Here is a 16,718-nt window from a genome sequence, read left to right as displayed (position 1 = left end):
ATACAGCATGCAGAACCGCCTTACGATTAAAGACATCGCGCGTTTAAGCGGCGTGGGGAAATCGACCGTCTCACGCGTGCTTAACAACGAAAGCGGTGTCAGCGAGCGCACACGCGAGCGCGTCGAGGCGGTGATGAATCAGCACGGTTTTTCCCCTTCCCGCTCCGCGCGCGCCATGCGCGGGCAGAGCGATAAAGTGGTCGCCATTATTGTCTCGCGTCTGGATTCCCTCTCCGAAAACCTCGCCGTACAGACGATGCTGCCCGCGTTCTACGAGCAGGGCTACGATCCGATCATGATGGAGAGCAAGTTCTCGGCGCAAATGGTGGAGGAGCATCTCGGTATGCTTCAGCGCCGCAACATTGATGGCGTAGTGCTGTTCGGGTTTACCGGCCTTAAAGAGGACATGCTTAAACCCTGGCAGCCGTCTCTGGTGCTGCTGGCGCGCGACGCCAGCGGGTTTGCCTCTGTCTGTTACGATGACGAAGGGGCAATCGTGATCCTGATGCAGCGCCTGTATGAGCAGGGCCATCGGCATATCAGCTATCTCGGCGTGCCGCATGCCGACATCACCACCGGCAAGCGTCGCCATGAAGCGTACCTGGCGTTTTGTAAAAAAAACAATCTCCCCGCCGTGGCCGCGCTGCCTGGACTGGGTATGAAACAGGGATATGAGCAGGTCGCCAGCGTGCTGACTGCACAAACCACCGCCCTGGTGTGCGCCACGGATACCCTTGCATTGGGTGCGAGCAAATATTTGCAGGAACAACGCATCGGGGAGCTGCAGTTAGCGAGCGTGGGAAGCACGCCGCTGATGAAGTTCTTACACCCGGAGATTATCAGCGTTGACCCGGGTTATGCCGAGTCTGGCCGGCAGGCTGCCGCGCAGCTGATCGAGCAAATTACCGGGCGTACCGAGCCCCGTCAGATCGTTATTCCAGCCCGCCTCTCATAATTTTTTTGAATGGATTATTGTGATCTTCGCCCGATTTCGGGAACGTTCCCATTTTCGCCGTCACGTTGAAGGAGTAGGCTTGCGCACAGGTCATAACCCCTTTCACCATCTGTCATGAGGTTTCATGATGAGTAAAGTCAAACAAGCCGATATCGATCAGCTGATCGTCCTGGTCGGCGGACGCGAGAACATCGCCACCGTCAGCCATTGCATTACCCGCCTGCGCTTCGTGCTGAACGATCCGGCCAAAGCCAATCCGAAAGCCATTGAAGAGTTGAAAATGGTTAAAGGCTGCTTCACCAACGCCGGGCAGTTCCAGGTGGTGATTGGTACCGAAGTGGGCGATTACTATCAGGCTCTGCTGGCGACTACCGGGCACTCTTCCGCCGATAAAGAGCAGGCGAAGAAGGCAGCGCGCCAGAATATGAAATGGCATGAGCAGCTGATTTCCCATTTTGCGGAGATCTTCTTCCCGCTGCTGCCAGCGCTGATCAGCGGGGGCTTAATTCTGGGCTTCCGTAACGTCATCGGCGATGTGCCAATGAGCGACGGCAAAACCCTGGCGCAGATGTACCCGGCGCTGCAAAGCATCTATGACTTCCTGTGGCTGATTGGCGAAGCCATCTTCTTCTATCTGCCGGTCGGGATCTGCTGGTCAGCGGTGCGCAAGATGGGCGGAACGCCCATTCTCGGAATCGTACTCGGCGTGACGCTGGTCTCTCCGCAGTTAATGAACGCTTACTTACTTGGTCAGCAAACGCCAGAGGTGTGGAACTTCGGCCTGTTTACCATCGCCAAAGTGGGCTACCAGGCGCAGGTTATCCCGGCATTGCTGGCGGGCCTGGCGCTGGGCTTCATTGAGACGCGCCTGAAGCGTATCGTGCCGGATTACCTCTATCTGGTGGTGGTCCCGGTCTGCTCGCTGATCCTGGCGGTGTTCCTGGCGCATGCCTTTATCGGTCCGTTTGGCCGCATGATTGGCGACGGCGTGGCCTTCGCGGTCCGTCACCTGATGACCGGCAGCTTCGCACCGATTGGCGCCGCACTGTTCGGCTTCCTGTACGCTCCGCTGGTGATCACCGGCGTGCACCAGACCACGCTGGCGATCGATATGCAGATGATCCAGAGCCTCGGCGGCACGCCGGTCTGGCCGATTATCGCCCTGTCTAACATTGCGCAGGCCTCCGCTGTAACCGGCATTATCATCGTCAGCCGTAAGCACAACGAGCGTGAGATCTCCGTTCCGGCGGCCATCTCCGCTTACCTCGGCGTCACTGAACCGGCGATGTACGGTATCAACCTGAAATATCGCTTCCCGATGCTCTGCGCGATGATCGGCTCCGGTCTGGCGGGCTTGCTGTGCGGCCTGAACGGCGTAATGGCAAACGGGATTGGCGTCGGCGGCCTGCCGGGTATCCTCTCCATTCAGCCTTCATTCTGGCAGGTATTTGCGCTGGCGATGGCGGTGGCGATTATCATCCCAATGGCGCTGACTACCGTGGTTTACCAGCGTAAGTTCCGTCAGGGCACGTTGCAGATTGTTTAATTCCCTTTTTCGGGGCGCAGTTGCGCCCCTTCGCATTTGCAGGAACGTACTATGAATACCCTTCCTCACTGGTGGCAGAACGGCGTTATCTATCAGATTTACCCAAAGAGTTTTCAGGATACCACCGGCAGCGGCACCGGCGATCTGCGCGGCGTAACGCAGCGCCTTGACTACCTGAAAACCCTTGGCATTGACGCCATCTGGCTGACGCCGTTTTATATCTCGCCGCAGGTGGATAACGGTTACGACGTGGCGAACTACACTGCCATCGACCCGACCTACGGCACGCTGGACGACTTTGACGAGCTGGTTGCCCGGGCGCATGAACGTGGCATCCGCATTGTGCTGGATATGGTCTTTAACCACACGTCCACGCAGCACGCCTGGTTCCGTGAGTCGCTGGATAAAGCGAGTCCGTACCGTGAGTTCTATATCTGGCGCGACGGTACGCCGGACGCGCTTCCCAATAACTGGCGCTCCAAGTTTGGCGGCAACGCCTGGCGCTGGCATGCCGAAAGCGAGCAGTATTATCTGCATCTGTTCGCGCCGGAGCAGGCGGATCTCAACTGGGAAAACCCGGCGGTGCGCGCCGAGCTGAAAAAAGTGTGCGAGTTCTGGGCCGATCGCGGCGTGGACGGCTTGCGTCTGGACGTCATTAACCTGATTTCAAAAGATCAGGATTTCCCGGACGACACCATCGGGGATGGCCGACGTTTCTACACTGACGGGCCGCGCATCCACGAATATCTCCAGGAGATGAGCCGGGATGTCTTTACGCCGCGCAACCTGATGACGGTGGGCGAGATGTCCTCCACCTCGCTGGAGAACTGTCAGCAGTATGCGTCGCTCGACGGGCGCGAGCTGTCGATGACCTTTAACTTCCATCATCTTAAGGTGGATTACCCCGGCGGCGAAAAGTGGACGCTTGCGAAGCCGGATTTTGTGGCGCTGAAAACCCTTTTCCGCCACTGGCAGCAGGGGATGCACAACAAAGCCTGGAACGCGCTGTTCTGGTGTAACCATGACCAGCCGCGCATCGTGTCACGCTTTGGTGACGAAGGGGAACACCGCGTGGCGGCGGCGAAAATGCTCGGTATGGTGCTGCACGGGATGCAGGGCACGCCGTATATTTATCAGGGTGAAGAGCTGGGCATGACCAACCCGCATTTCAGCCGTATCACCGACTACCGCGACGTGGAAAGTCTGAACATGTTCGCCGAACAGCGGGCTAACGGACGCGATACCGATGAACTACTGGCGATTCTGGCGAGTAAGTCACGCGATAATGGCCGCACGCCGATGCAGTGGGACGCCTCGCATAATGCGGGCTTTACCGAGGCCGAGCCGTGGATTGGTGTCTGCGACAACTACGAAACCGTGAACGCCCGCGCGGCGCTGGACGACCCCGATTCGGTGTTCTACACCTATCAGTCGCTGATTCGCCTGCGCAAAACCCTGCCGGTGCTGACGTGGGGGGATTATGAGGATCTCCTGCCTGACCACCCTTCCCTGTGGTGCTATCGCCGTCAGTGGCAGGCACAAACGCTGATGGTGGTGGCGAACCTGAGCCACGAGCGCCAGCAGTGGCAGCCCGCCCCCGCAGAGCGAGCATGGCGGGTGGCACTCAGCAACTATGAAGAGGTTCCCTTCCGACCCGATACGTTGCTATTGCGCCCGTTTGAAGCTATCTGGTGGGTACAGGAATAAACCTCAGGAGATACAGCATGCTGTATCTCTTTTTTTATGTTTAGCGATACGCTAAATGTACGACGATAACTTTTACAATATGGCGCACTCAAAATAAAAATAGCCTGCCAATTAAATAACCTCGGCAGGATATTATGAAAAAGACAATTATTAAAGCAACGTGTATTAGCGCATTATTATTGAGCACGCAGGGATGGTGCGGAAATACGTCCGTCGATCTTCGCTTTGGTCATAATACGCGCTCAGATGTAAATGATTCACGTATTAAGGTCATGCATCAGGCGAATAACGGTTTTTACTTTTCCGTTGAAGCCGCACAAAACCATAACGATACGTTTTTTGGTGATACCGACAGATATAATCCCGACGACAAAGGGCTAACGGAAGCGGCACAGGAAATCGAAACGCGCTGGCGTTTTGATCTGGGAAATGGGTTCGCCGTTGCGCCAGAGATGGTAACCGTCTTCACCACCAGCAATACGCATTACCGCCCTTTTATTCAGGGCTGGAAAGCATTCGATAACGGTCTGAATCTCTCCGCCCGCTACCGCTATAACACCGTCAATGACGCGCACAGCGATAAAGAACTCGACGGCAGCGGTTATACCCGCCGCCAGTCACACCAGTTCGACATTTGGTTCGCGTATAACATCGGCAAATTCGGTATGTCCTACAACCCGCGCTTCCGCTGGCAGGATAACGTCGATCAGGGAACCGGGGATGACACCTACTGGGAGCATACCGTCGCATTCAACTACAAGCTCGACGACGGCTGGACGCCTTACGTCGAGCTTGTATCGCTGGATAAAACCTATATCAACGATGACGGCAACCATGAAAATGATTATGCCGTACGTCTGGGAATAGTTAAGCAGCTCTGACGGCCTGACTACACCGTATCGTGCTGTAGCAGCCTGCAGCCGATACGGTCCACGGCGCTCAACAGTTCAAGCTGACCTTCCCGCTGATACAAAGACACTGCGTTAATGTCGATTGGTAACGGCCAGCATAGCGTTGAGATCGACACCAATGTCGACCCCTGACGGGTAATCGCAATAATCTTCAACCCTTTGCGCAGCGCGTTACGCGCCATTTCAATCAGCGACTGCGTCTCCCCGGATTTACTGATCAACACCAGCGTCCCCTTCGATACCCGCGTCAGCTGGTGCATGTCATTCAAAATAAGGTGCGGCAGGCTCGCCAGCGACAAAAAGCGCGACAGGTAGTTGAGGCTGGTGAGCGAGGCTCCCCGTGCGTACAGATAGATATGGCTGGAATGCGTAAGCAACCTGGCCATTTCTGTCACAATATCATCCGCCTGTGACCCCGTGTCGGGGGCGGCAGGTGCAGGCGTAAAATGGTCGCGTAAAAAACGGTACCGAAGCTCGGTATAGCTTTTATAGCCCATTTTTTTACATACACGATTAACGGATGTTGTCGTGGTAAAGGTGTCACGGGCAATCTCTTTTGCCGATATATTAGAAATATTATATGCATGATGCTGAATGTATTCAAATATCAAACGCTCACTTCCCTGGAATGAATTCATCTATTACGCCCCGTTTAATCCCAACATGATATTAACACAACAGAGAAATAGTCTCTGGAAGGCGCTTCACACATTGCATTTACGCGTATCACGATACGTAATTAGTATTAGCAAACATTAAAAACTGTTTTAGGTTCTCTTTATACTTCCCCTGTTTTCACATTCAGGGAATTATGACAATGACGAAACAAAAAGTTGTCGCGGTAACAGCCTGTCCAACAGGCATCGCACACACCTTTATGGCGGCAAATAAAATTATTGCATGGGCTAACGAGCACAATATTGAGGTAAAGGTCGAAACGCAGGGCAGCGATGGCGTTCAAAACCGCTTAACAAAACAGGATATCGCCTCCGCCACGGCCATTATTCTGGCAACCGACGTTCCCATTCAGGATGCCGAGCGTTTTGAAAACCTTCCTCACCTTCAAACCCGCACACAAGAGCTGATCAAACATACCGATCGCTATCTTCGTCGGGCGCTGGCCATGGAAAAAAACGTCACCACTGTCGCACAAGAAGACGATCTCCAGCGTTCGGCTTACCAGATTTTTATTGGCCATATTATGGCGGCCATCAGCTATATGCTGCCGGTCGTGGTGATGGGCGGGCTGATGATGGCGACGGCCAAAATTACCGGGCAGTTTATTAACATCGAACATTCGCCGTTCAGCGTGCTGGATAAAGTGGGCTTTATGACCATTAAGTTCATGTATCCCGTTTTTGCGATGTATCTGGCGTTTTCCATTGCTGGTAAACCCGCGCTTATCCCCGGGCTTATCGGCGGCATCATGTCAGACGAAGTCTATAAGCGCTTCTTTGATATCGAAGGCTTTATGCCATCCGGCTTTTTTGGTGCCATTGGTATCGGCTTTTTTGTGGGCTATCTGGTGCGCTGGCTCAATGATTCGATTCACGTCCGTCAGCAGCTCACCACCATTAAAACCATGCTTGTCGTCCCTCTCATCACCGGCATTACGCTGGTGATGGTCATGGAATATTTGATCAACCCTATTTTTGGCTCACTTAACCAGCTGATGGTGGTCTTTTTTACCTCGGCAGGTGACACAGGACGCGGGTTCTATTCCGCGATGATCGCCGCAGGTACCGCGTTCGACCTGGGCGGTCCGGTCAACAAGGCGGCAGGCTCGGTCGCGCTCGGCCTGAATGGCATGAGCGAGACGTTTGATTTAACCGCCCGTGAACTCTCCATCGTGATCCCCTCCATCGGCGTCGGCTTTGCTGCGTTCCTCAACGGTCGCTTTGGATTACCGGATGTCTTTAGCCAGGAGGAGAAAACCGTCGGTAGCACCTCGTTGTTGCTGGGCGTGATTGGGATCTCCGAAGGCGCGATCCCGTTCATCCTGAAAAACCCACGTCTTATCCCGGTGTTCATGACCGGTGCCGTCGCCGGCGCGCTGGTCGCTATTACCCTTGGCGTGAAGCAGACGCTGCCTCTGCCAGCCGTCTGGGGCTGGCCGCTGGCGACTAATGTAGCGGGCTACCTGGCGAGCGTCGTTATTGGCGCATTGATTTGCGCTCTGGGCGTGCTCTATGTCAGCCCAAAGAACGCCAGATAAGGGGAACGTCATGAATCAGATCCACGTCATTGCCCATACGCACTGGGATCAGGAGTGGTATTTCACCCGCCAGGACAGCATGGTGCTGGCGTCATATAACTTTGCGGACGTCATCGACACGCTGGAGCAGGACCCCGCTTACACCTGCTATCACCTTGACGGACAGATGGCGGTAGTGGAGGATTTTCTCGTCATCAATCCCGATTATCGCGCCAGGCTGGAAAAACTGGTCAGAGGAAAAAGGATCTTTGTAGGGCCGTGGTATACCCAGACGGACACCTACAACGTGCATGGCGAATCCATTATTCGCAATCTCAAGTACGGCATCTTCGCCGCCCGAACGCTGGGGCATGCCATGCAGGTCGGGTATCTTCCGGACACCTTCGGCCACAATGCGCAGATGCCCACGATTTTGCAGGGCTGCAATATCGACAATATCGTCTTCTGGCGCGGCATCGATCACGACAGACAGGCGAAAAGCAGCCAGTTCCTGTGGCGGGCGCCGTCAGGTGCGACCGTTATCGCCTGCGCGATGGCATTCGGTTACGGCGCGGCTAAAAACATCTCTTCAGACGCGAGCCATTTGCAGGGAAAAATCTTCCCGATGGTCAATCTCCTGCGCTCGCGGGCCGAAATAAATGACCTGCTGCTACCCTGCGGCGGCGATCAGGTTAGTATCGACCCGGCGCTGCCGAAAATTCTACAGATCGCCAGCGCACGCTCCCCCAATGAAGACCGGTACGTTATCAGTTCGCTGGAGCGCTACGTCGATATTCTACGCGCGCGGCGTGAACAGTTTGAACGCTGGGAAGGAGAGCTGAAATCGCCGCGCTATACCCGCATCCATAAAACGATCGGATCCGTGCGCTACGACATCAAAAAGAAAAATGATGAAGTCGAACAGTTCATCCTGCGGCGGCTGGAGCCGACAATCGCCATGGCGCGTCATCAGGGGCTGCCGGTGAACCTCTCGGTGGTCGATACCCTCTGGAAAAAGTTGTTGCGAAACCATGCCCACGATTCAATTGGCGGCTGCAATAGCGATGCCACCAACCGCGACATTCTGCATCGTCTGGAACAAACCGAACAGCTGTGCCATAGCCTGTGGAATCTGGTGGTGAAAACCCTGGCCGCCGCCTGCGCTCAGGAAGGCGACCTGCTGATTTTTAACCCGCTGGCTACCCCAACGCAGCGCGTGGTGATAACCACCCTGTATAGCCGGGCTGATAATATCGCCCTGACGTATCAGGGGCTGCCCATCCCGTTCGACGTCCTGAAAAGGGATATTCTGCCCGGCGGAACGGCGATCTCCCTTACCGCCGAGGGCGAGTGCGAAACGGCCATTCCCCCTTATTACCGCTGGCACGTAGCGGTAAAGACACCGGTTCTGCCGCCGATCGGCTATCTCACCGTTAACGTTGTAGATGACCGTGCGCCTTTTCAGGAGCCTGAAAAGATAAAGGGCAGCGAGATTGAGAACGCGCATTATCGACTGTCGCTGGACGCCGGAACGCTTACCCTGGAAGACAAACGCAGCGGCAGACGCATCCCCTCTTTCTTTACTCTCGAAGACTGTGCTGATGCGGGCGACAGCTACGATTTTTCGCCACTTGCAGGCGACACACCGACGCGCTGTTCGCATTTTACGCTCGTCGACGGCGTGAAAACGAAGCTTGTCGAAAAGCTAACCGTCGAGGCCACAATGCTTCTTCCGCAGGATCTCGCCAGCCGTCAGGAAACGGCACGAACGCCGTTATCCATTCGTCTGGTCTGTGAATTACGCCATGACGATCCGAACCTGTATGTCGAGGCTTCGCTGGAAAACAGCCACTGCGATCACCGGCTACGTTTACTGATCGGCAGCGATATTCACACCCGTCACGCTATCGCCTCACTGCCCTTCGCAATCATCCAGCGCGAAACGGGATATGACGGTGAAAAATGGCAAGAACGCTATCGTGAGAAGCCCGTGGATATCGAAACCAGCGAGGGCATTATCGCTGTTACGGAACCGGGTAAAGCGCTGGTTGTGACTAGCCGTGGCATGAAAGAATTTCAGATTATCGGCAGCGAACCAGCAGCTATTGCCCTGACGATGTTTAAATCGACGGGCGTGCTCGGACGCAGCGATCTCGAGTGGCGACCGGGTCGGGCCTCCGGCATCAATAATACGGTGGTTGAGACTCCTGATGCCCAGTTGCTGAAACCGTTGCACTTTTCATTCACCGTCGCGCTGGCCGACAACGCCGACCACCTCACGCTGCGCCAGCTGGAAAATCAGGCGGCTGGACAGCCTTTTTCCTATCAACCGCAAGCGTTACACATGCTCGATAGCCGTCTTGAGCGCTTTGCGTTGCGTCTGCCCGAACGCAGGCTTCCGGCAGAATTCTCGCTACTGACCTTGCCGGAGCCGCTCATCCTTTCCGCACTGCCCCATGCGCAGCAGTTGCATGGCACCGTCTTACGCGTATTTAACGCCGGGACACAGCCGGTTCCCGTTCCGACAAGTCTGGCGGGGCTTCGTCAGATCAACTATCTGGAAGAGCCCGTGCAACCGGTAACAGCGATCTCACCTTCCGCAACCTGCGATTTTTTGATTGAGGCTTAATATGAACTTGCTGGCATTGACGCATCCCGATCGGGTGTTTATCAACCCGCCCCAACGTACGCCTGAAGCATTGATCCGCTGGCTCACCGAGCCGCTCGCCAGGCAGAATATCATCAACGATCGAGAGGCATTTATCGAAAGCGTTTTACAACGCGAAAGTGAAGGTCCTACCGCGCTGGGTGAAGCACTCGCCGTCCCGCACGGTAAAACCGAGGCGGTTCTACAGGCAGCATTTTGTCTGGCGCTCTTTGACGATCCGATATGCTGGCCGGGGCTGGAAGGTGATGAAGAGGTGAGAATGGTTTTCCTGCTCGCCATTCCGCCAGCGGAAGCAGGCAGTACGCATATGCAACTGCTGACGACGCTGACCAGCAGACTAACGGATGAGCGGGTGCGTGAGCAGCTTCTGGCGGCGCGCACCCGGGAAGAGGCATTGTCCGTCCTGAATGCTGAAGAACCGCCAGTACAGGACGATGGCCCTGATCGCTCCTTTCTCATCCCCGTGGTGCTGGGCAGTATTGCTACCGCAGCCTTTTTACAGGCAGGGTTGAGCTGGGTCTGCGGGGTGAGTTAATCGAGCAGCGCTCAGCACAGGCTCTGCTGAGCGCTTGTTTTTGTTGAATAATTAATCAGATTTTTCCTTCGCGTCTTTACAATTGCCTCAGCGCCCGCCGTTTGTACTCTCGTCTTTTTACTTTGTCCTGCATCAAAAAAATCGCAAACATGTTTGATGCAAATCACTATATGTAGCACTTAAAATGCACTCCGACCCAACATCTTGTATTTATCGTCTACTATTCCAACAACAAGACGGCGCGAACGCTGGCCGGAATTGTGGATAACACGAGCTGGGCACGCGGGAAGTCTTTGCCTCGGCGAGGAATACGCCCGGTGAATACTTCTCCACCTCTGTGGATAACCTGTTTTTAAAATGGAGTGATCATGACACCGCATGTGATGAAACGTGATGGCTGTAAAGTGCCGTTTAAATCAGAGCGCATCAAAGAAGCCATTCTGCGTGCAGCTAAAGCAGCGGGAGTCGATGACGCAGATTACTGCGCCACCGTCGCAGAAGTCGTTAGCAGCCAGATGCACGAACGCAGCCAGGTGGATATCAACGAGATCCAGACCGCGGTTGAAAACCAGCTGATGTCTGGTCCGTACAAGCAGCTGGCGCGCGCCTACATTGAGTATCGTCACGACCGTGACGTCCAGCGTGAGAAACGCGGTCGCCTGAACCAGGAGATCCGCGGCCTGGTAGAGCAAACCAACTCGTCGCTGCTCAATGAAAATGCCAATAAAGACAGCAAAGTGATCCCGACCCAGCGCGACCTGCTGGCTGGTATCGTCGCTAAGCACTATGCCCGCCAGCACCTGCTGCCGCGCGATGTAGTCTCGGCGCACGAGCGCGGTGAGATCCACTACCACGATCTCGACTACTCGCCGTTCTTCCCGATGTTTAACTGCATGCTGATCGACCTGAAAGGCATGCTGACCCAGGGTTTTAAAATGGGTAACGCCGAGATTGAGCCGCCGAAATCCATCTCCACCGCGACGGCGGTCACGGCGCAGATCATCGCCCAGGTGGCGAGCCACATCTATGGCGGCACCACCATTAACCGCATCGATGAAGTGCTGGCCCCGTTCGTGACCGAGAGCTTCAACAAACACCGTAAAACGGCGGAAGAGTGGCAGATCCCGGACGCCGACGGTTATGCCCGTTCCCGCACCGAGAAAGAGTGCTACGACGCGTTCCAGTCGCTGGAATATGAAGTAAACACGCTGCACACCGCCAACGGCCAGACGCCGTTTGTGACCTTCGGGTTTGGCCTCGGAACCAGTTGGGAATCACGCCTGATCCAGCAGTCTATTCTGCGTAACCGTATCTCCGGCCTCGGTAAAAACCGTAAAACGGCGGTGTTCCCGAAACTGGTGTTCGCCATTCGCGACGGCCTGAACCACAAGTTTGGCGATCCGAACTACGACATCAAACAGCTGGCGCTGGAGTGCGCGAGCAAGCGTATGTACCCGGACATTCTGAACTACGACCAGGTGGTAAAAGTCACCGGTTCGTTTAAAACGCCAATGGGCTGTCGCAGCTTCCTCGGCGTGTACGAGGATGAGAACGGCGAGCAGATCCACGACGGGCGCAACAACCTGGGCGTCATCAGCCTGAACCTGCCGCGCATCGCGCTGGAAGCCAAAGGTAATGAAGCGGCCTTCTGGGCGCTGCTGGATGAACGTTTACAGCTGGCACGTAAGGCGCTGATGACCCGCATCGCCCGCCTTGAAGGGGTGAAAGCCCGCGTCGCGCCAATTCTCTATATGGAAGGGGCCTGCGGCGTGCGCCTGAAGGCGGATGATGATGTGTCGGAGATCTTCAAAAACGGTCGCGCGTCGATCTCTCTCGGCTATATCGGCATTCACGAAACCATTAACGCGCTGTTTGGCGACAAGCACATCTATGACAACGACGCCCTGCGTGAGAAAGGTATCGCGATTGTGCAGCGCCTGCGCGATGCGGTAGACCAGTGGAAAGAGGAAACCGGCTACGGTTTCAGCCTGTACAGCACGCCGAGCGAAAACCTCTGCGATCGCTTCTGCCGTCTGGATACCGCCGAGTTCGGCATCGTGGAAGGGGTGACCGACAAAGGTTACTACACCAACAGCTTCCACCTCGATGTGGAGAAGAAGGTGAACCCGTACGACAAGATCGACTTCGAAGCGGCCTATCCGCCCATCGCGAACGGCGGTTTTATCTGCTACGGCGAGTACCCGAACATTCAGCATAACCTGAAGGCGCTGGAAGACGTGTGGGATTACAGCTATCAGCACGTTCCGTACTACGGAACCAACACGCCAATCGACGAGTGCTACGAGTGCGGCTTTACCGGTGAGTTCGAGTGTACCAGCAAAGGCTTCACCTGCCCTAAATGCGGTAACCACGATGCAGCCCGCGTCTCCGTAACCCGCCGCGTGTGCGGCTACCTCGGCAGCCCGGACGCCCGTCCGTTTAACGCCGGTAAGCAGGAAGAGGTGAAGCGCAGGGTGAAACATCTGGGAAATGGGCAGATCGGGTAATCCACTGCCACGTTAATGCCCGGTGGCGCTGCGCTTACCGGGCCTACGGACCGCTCTCTTTTGTAGGCCGGGTAAGCGCAGCGCCACCCGGCGTGGTTATTCGCGATGAACTATCACCAGTACTACCCCGTCGACATCGTCAACGGCCCCGGCACCCGCTGCACCCTCTTTGTATCAGGCTGCGTTCACGAGTGCCCCGGCTGCTATAACAAAAGCACCTGGCGCCTGAACTCGGGTATGCCGTTTACCGCTGAGATGGAAGACCGCATCATCAACGACCTGAACGACACGCGCATTAAACGTCAGGGGATCTCGCTCTCCGGCGGCGACCCGCTCCATCCGCAAAACGTGCCGGCGATCCTGAAGCTGGTAAAACGCATCCGCCGCGAGTGCGCGGGAAAAGACATCTGGGTCTGGACGGGTTATAAGCTGGATGAACTGAATGCGCAGCAGAAGGAAGTGGTGGATCTGATTAACGTCCTGGTCGACGGCAAGTTCGTGCAGGATCTTAAAGATCCTATGCTTATCTGGCGCGGCAGCAGCAACCAGGTTGTGCATCATCTGCGTTGAATGAAGGCGGATATCCGCTGTCCGCCTGAACGTCAAAACCGACTCACACTCTCCATTGCCTCAGCCTTAAACGCCGCAAAATCCTCGCACTGGCACAGGCGCGCCATCGCGCGTTCACGCAGGAAAGTGACAAAAATATCGTAAATCGCCATTGCCTCTTCGTACTCGCTTTTGCTGATGGCGAGCAGAAAAATGACATGGGCGGTTTCATCTCCCCACTGAATGCCCTGCGGCGCCAGCACGGTGTAGACCACCGTTTTTTGCGCAAGCAGGCCGAGGGAGTGCGGCAGCGCGATGCCGTCGCCGAGCATAGTGCTGACGATAGCTTCACGCTCGATAACCGATTCCAGAAATTCCGCGCCGACAAAGCCTTCACTTTCAAGCTGCCCACACAGTTCGCGGAACAGCGTTAGCTGGTCGACAGGCTTGTCGAGAATGCGGAAATGGGCCGCGTCGAAGTATTTCTCCAGCATCCACGGGCGGGTACGGTCCACCAGCACCAGCTTGCCGATCTGCTCTAACTGATAATCGGTCGGGAACGGGGCGATTATCACCACCGGTTTGGATTTTTCGCTCACGCGAGCGGTGGAGATCACGAAGTCTTCGCCAATGGCATCGGCAAGTTCGTACTCGCGCAGGGTGAGCGTGCGCGTCACCTCAATCTGCGGGTATTTGCGCTGAAGCACCGCCTCGATCATGCGCACCATCGCGTTACCGGCGTCACATACCAGCAGCACGCGCGGCTGACGCTGGTAGCCGATGTTGTAGTGGCGCTCCAGACCGACACCGATATGCAGCACCAGAAAACCAATTTCGTTTTCGCTGATCACATACGGCGTGTATTTGCCCCAGCTCGACACCGCCGCGAGGGTCATATCCCACGCCATCGGGTAGTGCTGCTTGATGTTATCCAGCAGCGGATTGGGGATCATGATTTGATACCGCACGCGGGTAATCATGGTTTTGATGTGCGTGAGCAGATCTGCATGCAGTTGCTCGTCGCTCAACAGGTTGTAGTTATAGTGGGTGTTGATGTAGCGCAGGATATAGTTGACCAGGGCTTCGTCGTCGTCAGCATTAATGGCGCTGGGGGCGATCTCCTGGATCTGCCGCGCCGCAATGTGCACGCACAGCCAGCTCTCTTCCGATGGTGAAAGCGCTTTGCCCGCCAGCTCCTGGATAGCCACGGCGATATCTTTCGCCGCCTCGCGTACGTTCTCTTCCACGTCTTCAGCGTGGAATTCCGGCAGCGGATACCCCTCGCTGATGCGCCGCACCGACACCGCGCAGTACAGGCGCAGGAACAGCTCGCCTTCATCGGTCAGGCGAATGTGATGGCGCGTCAGCGCGTCGTGCAGGACAGGGACCATCTTTTCCGCCACGCCCGCGTTGAGCGCCACGTCGGTCACCAGCGGGTTCAGGCTATCCTGCTGCGCCAGCTCCCACAGGAGGTCGGTCAGGCAGGCGCGGATCGCCATCTCGCTGCCAAACAGCTTCATGCCGTGGCGCGGGCGGGTTTCCAGCGTCAGGTTGTAACGGTGAAACCACTCGCGCACTTCCACCATGTCGCTCTGCAATGTGGCCCGGCTGACGAACCACTCATCGGCCAGATCCTCCAGCTTGAGGGAAAAGGCTGACGTCAGAAAACGCACCACCAGATAGTGCACACGCTCCGGTCCGGTTCGCGGAATGCGCAGCGCGCGCGGGTGGGACGACTGCAATTGTTGATAGCGCACCACATCATTGATTTTGAGCTGATAGCCGTTGCCCCGGCTCAAAATGAACTGCGCGCCGTGGCTGGCCAGCAGCGCGTTCAGGGCGGTGATATCCGCCCGGACGGTTCGCGTGGAGACCGACAGCCGCTGCGCCAGCTCGTCCTGCGGCAGCGTCTCGTTTTGCAACAGATCGAAAAGTTGCGCTAAACGTTGGTTCGGAAATCGCACGTCGTTGTCCTCTTACTGCTCAGGGTGAAATGACCATCTGGGATGGGCTGCCGACCGGGGTATAGTCTGGCTCGGCGCTCAGCTTGCCGTCCGGCGCCACGCGGAAACGGGTAATGTTGTCGCTGCGCTGGTTCATGACGTACAGCCATCGCCCCTGCTTATCAAGCGTCAGGGTGCGCGGATAGTCGCCCCGCGTCCAGACATCGTCCTGATGTGTCAGCGTGCCCTCCGCCGTTACGGTAAAGTGCCCGATGCTGTTATGCAAACGGTTAGCGACATACAGCTGTTTCCCGTCGGCGCTTAGCGCCAGCCCGGCGGCAAAACTGGTGCCTTTATAACCGTCCGGCAAGGCTGAAATCGTTTTACCCTCTTTCAGCCTGCCGTTGCTGTCCAGCGCATAATGGGTGAGCGTAGAGGCTTCTTCGTTAATCAGCCACAGGGCATCCCCCTTCGGCGTAAAGACGAAATGGCGCGGCCCGGCCCCTTTTGAGGAGGCGCGGATAAACGGCGGATCGTTCGGGGTCAGCTTTCCGGTTCGATCGTCAAAACGGTACTGATAGATGCGATCCAGCCCCAGATCGGTGGAAAAAACGTATTTCCCGCTCGGATCGGCGGCGATCATGTGCGCGTGAGGGCCGTTATGATCGCTGATGGCGAAACTGCCCTCGACGGCAGCTTCCGGCTTTGCCGCGCCCGGTTCGCCTTTGTCCTGATGGGTGTCCGTAGCATCGCCCAGGCTGCCGTCTGCGTTAACGGGCAGCACCGCGATCGATCCGCTGACGTAGTTCGCCACCAGCAAATGTTTGCCGTTCGGCGTCAGGGAAAGATACACCGGCCCCGCGCCGCCGGAGGCCACCTGACTCAGCTCGCTCAGCGCGCCGTTATCGCCTATTCGCAACGCCTGCACCACGCCCTGCTCCACCTCGCTTGCCAGGTAGAGCGTTTTGCCGTCGTGCGAGACGGTAAGCTGCGCAGCGTTCGGGAGTTGGCTCACCAGCGTTTTGTTATCGAGCGCGCCGGTTTGCGGGTCGACGGTAAAACGGTACAGCCCTTCGCCGTTGGGATTATAGGTACCCACCCAGGCGTATTGCGTCTGGGCGACAGCGGCGGTGGCGAGCATTGAGAGTGAAGCGACAAGCAGGGTACGGGTGTGCATGGTGGCTCCTTCGGGTGTGTGCGGTG

Annotated in this window: 12 protein-coding genes; 9 read left to right on the top strand and 3 right to left on the bottom strand. The window is 56.4% G+C overall.

Annotated features, from left to right (window positions below; genetic code table 11):
* Window positions 1-7: 7 nt before the first annotated feature.
* The 4 genes from treR (at window position 8) to IM282_RS03520 (ending at window position 5,089) form a co-directional block, all read left to right on the top strand.
* The gene (gene treR, locus IM282_RS03535; protein WP_022646876.1) at window positions 8-955 is read left to right on the top strand and encodes a trehalose operon repressor TreR; all 948 of its coding nucleotides are present in this window, start codon (window positions 8-10) and stop codon (window positions 953-955) included.
* Window positions 956-1,082: 127 nt separating this feature from the next.
* On the top strand, window positions 1,083-2,501 hold the full coding sequence (gene treB / locus IM282_RS03530) for a PTS trehalose transporter subunit IIBC (protein WP_022646875.1): 1,419 nt from the start codon (window positions 1,083-1,085) through the stop codon (window positions 2,499-2,501).
* A 51-nt stretch (window positions 2,502-2,552) separates the two neighbouring features.
* Window positions 2,553-4,208, top strand: coding sequence for an alpha,alpha-phosphotrehalase (gene treC / locus IM282_RS03525; protein WP_192970120.1), 1,656 nt, complete (start codon window positions 2,553-2,555; stop codon window positions 4,206-4,208).
* A gap of 134 nt (window positions 4,209-4,342) precedes the next feature.
* A complete protein-coding gene (locus IM282_RS03520) occupies window positions 4,343-5,089 on the top strand; it encodes an oligogalacturonate-specific porin KdgM family protein (RefSeq protein ID WP_192970119.1) in 747 nt (248 codons plus the stop codon).
* Window positions 5,090-5,097: 8 nt separating this feature from the next.
* Here IM282_RS03520 and IM282_RS03515 read toward each other — a convergent pair whose 3' ends face one another.
* Entirely contained in the window at window positions 5,098-5,757 is a 660-nt protein-coding gene (locus IM282_RS03515) for a MurR/RpiR family transcriptional regulator (protein ID WP_063152415.1), read from the bottom strand.
* Window positions 5,758-5,936: 179 nt separating this feature from the next.
* Here IM282_RS03515 and IM282_RS03510 point away from each other — a divergent pair, with 179 nt between their 5' ends.
* The 5 genes from IM282_RS03510 to nrdG all read left to right on the top strand — a co-directional run bounded on the left by IM282_RS03510 (window position 5,937) and on the right by nrdG (window position 13,593).
* A complete protein-coding gene (locus IM282_RS03510; protein WP_163347062.1) occupies window positions 5,937-7,334 on the top strand; it encodes a PTS fructose transporter subunit IIC in 1,398 nt (465 codons plus the stop codon).
* A gap of 10 nt (window positions 7,335-7,344) precedes the next feature.
* Window positions 7,345-9,942, top strand: a complete 2,598-nt coding sequence (locus IM282_RS03505) for a glycoside hydrolase family 38 C-terminal domain-containing protein (protein WP_163347063.1) — start codon at window positions 7,345-7,347, stop codon at window positions 9,940-9,942.
* A gap of 1 nt (window position 9,943) precedes the next feature.
* Window positions 9,944-10,516 (top strand): PTS sugar transporter subunit IIA, encoded by a 573-nt coding sequence (locus IM282_RS03500; RefSeq protein WP_032621401.1) that lies wholly within the window; start codon window positions 9,944-9,946, stop codon window positions 10,514-10,516.
* A 368-nt stretch (window positions 10,517-10,884) separates the two neighbouring features.
* Window positions 10,885-13,023, top strand: a complete 2,139-nt coding sequence (gene nrdD, locus IM282_RS03495; RefSeq protein ID WP_022646868.1) for an anaerobic ribonucleoside-triphosphate reductase — start codon at window positions 10,885-10,887, stop codon at window positions 13,021-13,023.
* A 105-nt stretch (window positions 13,024-13,128) separates the two neighbouring features.
* On the top strand, window positions 13,129-13,593 hold the full coding sequence (gene nrdG / locus IM282_RS03490) for an anaerobic ribonucleoside-triphosphate reductase-activating protein (RefSeq protein WP_022646867.1): 465 nt from the start codon (window positions 13,129-13,131) through the stop codon (window positions 13,591-13,593).
* A gap of 32 nt (window positions 13,594-13,625) precedes the next feature.
* Here the strand turns inward: nrdG and IM282_RS03485 are convergent, their stop codons facing one another.
* Complete coding sequence (locus IM282_RS03485; protein WP_192970118.1) at window positions 13,626-15,536, bottom strand: PRD domain-containing protein; 1,911 nt, start codon at window positions 15,534-15,536, stop codon at window positions 13,626-13,628.
* A gap of 19 nt (window positions 15,537-15,555) precedes the next feature.
* Window positions 15,556-16,692 (bottom strand): lactonase family protein, encoded by a 1,137-nt coding sequence (locus IM282_RS03480; RefSeq protein ID WP_045307828.1) that lies wholly within the window; start codon window positions 16,690-16,692, stop codon window positions 15,556-15,558.
* Window positions 16,693-16,718 lie beyond the last annotated feature (26 nt).

The organism is Enterobacter cloacae complex sp. P29RS (assembly GCF_014893445.1).
In the GTDB taxonomy this organism is placed as follows: Bacteria; Pseudomonadota; Gammaproteobacteria; order Enterobacterales; family Enterobacteriaceae; genus Enterobacter; species Enterobacter intestinihominis.
This window is presented reverse-complemented; position numbering and strand designations above follow the sequence as displayed.